Here is a 3,683-nt window from a genome sequence, read left to right as displayed (position 1 = left end):
GCATTTATAAGTATTTTAATGTCGAAGTTACAGAGTTTACAGTGGAGATGAACCCGGAGAGTGTTTCAGTGGAAAAACTGAAATGCTTTCATGAGGCAAAAGTTACGAGGGTGAGCTTGGGTGTTCAGTCTATGGATGATGAGGTTTTGAGTTTTTTGGGTAGGGTTCATAAAAGTGTTGATGTGTTGAAAGCATTGGATAGCATATCTTCAATGGGCTTTTCTATCAACTGTGACCTCATATACGATATACCCACAGTCTCAGAAAACGATATATTTAGTTCCATCAATAAGCTCCTTGTTTATCCGGTAGATCATCTGTCTTGTTATAACTACACTTTTGATACACCCTTTTTAGAGGAGTTTAAAATGGTAGAGATGCAAACACAAATGGAGTATGTGATAGATTATCTTGCTGACAAAGGGTTTTATCAATATGAGATTTCAAACTTCTCCCGTAAAGGTAAGGAGTCTAAGCACAATATGAAGTACTGGAGGATGGAGGATTACATCGGTATAGGTATAAGTGCTCATGGTATGGAAAACTTAGATCGGGGCAGGATCAGGTATTCCAATGAAGGGACCATCGGGGACTATTTGGAAGAAAAACATGTAAAAAAATTGGAGTATATACACGCTATGGAAGCGTTGTTAGAAGATATTGTCTTTGGGATAAGGATGGTGGAGGGTGTTGATTTGAATAAACTTGTTCTTAAATATGGCCGGGATATGGTTGACAAAATAATGAACGATGTTAAAATAATAGAAGATGAGGGACTAATCTGCTATATGGGAGCAAAACTATGTTTAACAAAAAGAGGCCAGTTGTTTTTGGATTATGTGCAGCAATTTTTTTGGGATCGGTTCTATTCTTAGATTTCAGATTAGCTCAGGCTGGTTGCGCTGGGGATTGCTTTAAATGTCATGAAAAGCTAAGAAATAACGAGTTACATGTTTCACTTGGGACTTGTATAAATTGCCACAACGATACAACTAAGATGAATAGGATAATCACTACTCCTCAGGAAAACGGCTGTGGTAATAACTGCTTTCAGTGTCATAAACAGTGGCCAAAAAACGGTTATCACGCATCATTAGAGTTTTGTAATAAATGCCACAAAGGGTGATTTTATCAAAAAAGCTCCTCATCTTGTGGCAAAATAATGTCCCTGCTGTCTAAGGTTTTATAGGAGATGAGTTCTATATAGCTGTTTATTTCACTTTTTTTTATTTGAATTTTTCTTGGGACTGCGATAACACGAATAACCTTTTCATAGTTCCACATTCTAAGTTTTATTATATCCCCCTCTTTCACCTTGTAAGATGGCTTGGCTGGTCTATCGTTTACGAAAACAGACCCTTCAGAAGATACCTCATTAGCGACTGTTCTTCGTTTTACAATAGAAAGTACTTTTAAAAACTTGTCCAATCTCATCAATATGAAAGGTATCTTATAAATATCTCTGTTCTGTTTTTATCTATCCATGATTTATAGACATCTTTGTATCTGGTGTCCATAATTGCTGCTACTACTTTCTCCCGCAGCTCCTTATTGAGACTGTATTTATCCTTTATAGACTCGACTAAGAAAATTCTGACCTCATTTTCTGTTTCAAGTTCTATAAGATCTTTTGGCTTAGCATCTTTTACCTTTTCTTGTAGATCTTTTGTGAGATGGTCAAAACCGATAAAGCCGAGATAGCCTCCATTTTTCCCTGTTTTGTCATCAGAAAATTCTATTGCTGCTGCGATAAACCCTTTTTCTTTGATCGCTTTCTTAGCATCAGGTAGTTTTGATTTATTTTTAAGCAGGATCATTCGAAGCTCATACTGGTTGGATACACCTAATGAATTCTGATTTTCATCGACATAGTTTCTTATATCTTGCTCTGTGATTACCACGAGTTGATTCAAAATTCTGTTTTTTATACGAGTGGACAGGATATCCATCTTGACTTGCCATCTGTATTGAGCCATTGTAATCCCTTCATTTTCCAAAGCCTCTTCAAGGTCCTTTTGGGAGATGTTGTTCCTCTGGATAATATCTTTTATGGCATCTTCAGCCTCTTTTTCAGATACGACGATGTTGTATTTTTTGCCGATCTCCTCTAACGTATACTGTTCTACGAGAAAGTCTAATACATTTTTATAGTAAGTTTTGATGGCTGCGGTTTTTTTCTCTTCGTCTGTTATCGAGTATATCTCTTTCACTCTTTTGGGATTAAAAGACTCTACTTCGTATTGAGTGATTACCTTGTCCCCTACTATGGCGAGGATTCTGTTAATAATTTCACTTTTTGACGTTAGTGGAATTATCGTGAATAAAATTAAAATTAGGATTGATTTCGATTTTAACATCTTTCATTTTCTCCTTTACATAGTTTTCAAGATATTGATCCCATTTGGTGGAGAGTAGTTCATCCCTTAATAGATCTTTTATCTCCTCAAAAGATGGGTTTTCTGATGGGATAATCTCTTTAAGTAGCAAGATATGATAGCCGTATTCGGAGCTAATTATTTTTGAGATATCTCCGGGCTTCATCTTCATAACTATATCAAAAACAGGGGGGAAGCTCTCAAGATCAATAACACCCATATCACCACCATTTTCTGCTTCGGGACCAGTGGAGTAAGTTTTAGCAACTTCTTCGAAGCTTCTACCAGATTTTAAAAGTTTTGCAGCTTCTTCAATCTTTTGTTTATCGTCATTTACTATTTGATAGATGTGATAATAGATTTTACCTGTTCGGCTTTTGATAAACTCATTGTAGTATTCCTTAAGCTCTTCATCAGAGATCTTTATTTCAGATTTGATTTTTTCTTCGATAAACTTTTGTGCAAGGATCTTTTCAGATATAAATTTTTCATATTTTTCGTTTATTTCATTGCTGTTTTGATTTGGGTTTAGTTTATTATAAAGATTTTTAACCATATTTTTGTCTATATTTATCTTTGTTTTTTTGGCTTCTAATAAGATAAGCTTATGTCTGATGAAGCTGTTAAGTATCTCCTGTTTAAAATCGTTATCATTTAAAGAGGAAAGATCTATATCAGGTAGTTCAAAATAGATGTATTCTATTATGTCTTTTTGATAGTACTTTTCATTACCAATTATAACGACAGGTTTTTCATTGGACCTTGTTATAACAGTTTTTGCTTTTTCACAAGCTGTAAGTAATAATGATACAGCGAAAAGGATCAGATATATTTTTTTCATGTTTATTACATTATACTAATTGTTACAGTAATTCAAGAGTATAAAATTTTATACATATAATTTTTTAAGATAGCGTAGAAAGTTAGATAATACTATGCCTATACAAGGATATTCTCCTCTTTACTTAAGCTCATACAAATCAGATATACCTATTCAGACCTATACATATACTTAGAGACTTGATCTGGGTTAACGATTTACCGTACTTGTTTGGACGAAAAAGAAAATAGTAGCTACCAATTTATATTGGTACCTTAGCAGAATAGGTCTTATCCACATAGTAGTAACTGCCTACTTTTATCTTTTCAAGGCTTTAGATGACTATCGGGAGTTTGCTCATTAATACCAAAAATTATTTGGTATCTAACTTTACTATAAGCTGTTCTTGTCTGACAGCTGAGATTATGTTTGTAAATATTATATCCTTTTGGTATAAAAAAATGTTGACTACTGCAATAAAAAATGAT

The 3,683-nt window shown here is 34.0% G+C and carries 5 protein-coding genes; 2 read left to right on the top strand and 3 right to left on the bottom strand.

Annotation, left to right across the window (positions count from 1 at the left end; genetic code table 11):
* Window positions 1-875: coproporphyrinogen III oxidase family protein (locus N3C60_02760; protein ID MCX8083819.1), on the top strand; the 875-nt coding region annotated here is incomplete at its 5' end.
* On the top strand, window positions 854-1,126 hold the full coding sequence (locus tag N3C60_02755) for a hypothetical protein (GenBank protein MCX8083818.1): 273 nt from the start codon (window positions 854-856) through the stop codon (window positions 1,124-1,126). The genes N3C60_02760 and N3C60_02755, both read left to right, overlap by 22 nt.
* Window positions 1,127-1,131: 5 nt before the next feature.
* On the opposite strand, the gene N3C60_02750 is transcribed toward N3C60_02755, so the two are convergent.
* From N3C60_02750 to N3C60_02740, 3 genes are read right to left on the bottom strand one after another with little or no spacing between them, the layout of a single operon-like run.
* Window positions 1,132-1,434 carry a S4 domain-containing protein gene (locus tag N3C60_02750; protein MCX8083817.1) on the bottom strand — a complete coding sequence of 101 codons (303 nt, stop codon included), beginning with the start codon at window positions 1,432-1,434 and terminating at the stop codon, window positions 1,132-1,134.
* The gene (locus tag N3C60_02745) at window positions 1,434-2,357 is read right to left on the bottom strand and encodes a SurA N-terminal domain-containing protein (GenBank protein ID MCX8083816.1); all 924 of its coding nucleotides are present in this window, start codon (window positions 2,355-2,357) and stop codon (window positions 1,434-1,436) included. Before N3C60_02745 ends, N3C60_02750 begins: the two co-directional genes overlap by 1 nt.
* Complete coding sequence (locus N3C60_02740) at window positions 2,290-3,216, bottom strand: peptidyl-prolyl cis-trans isomerase (GenBank protein MCX8083815.1); 927 nt, start codon at window positions 3,214-3,216, stop codon at window positions 2,290-2,292. Before N3C60_02740 ends, N3C60_02745 begins: the two co-directional genes overlap by 68 nt.
* Between the last annotated feature and the right edge of the window lie 467 nt (window positions 3,217-3,683).

The sequence above is a fragment of the Calditerrivibrio sp. genome, assembly GCA_026415135.1.
GTDB lineage: Bacteria > Chrysiogenota > Deferribacteres > Deferribacterales > Calditerrivibrionaceae > Calditerrivibrio.
Note: the sequence above shows the minus strand (reverse complement) of the source record. Positions and strands in the feature narration are given on the sequence as shown.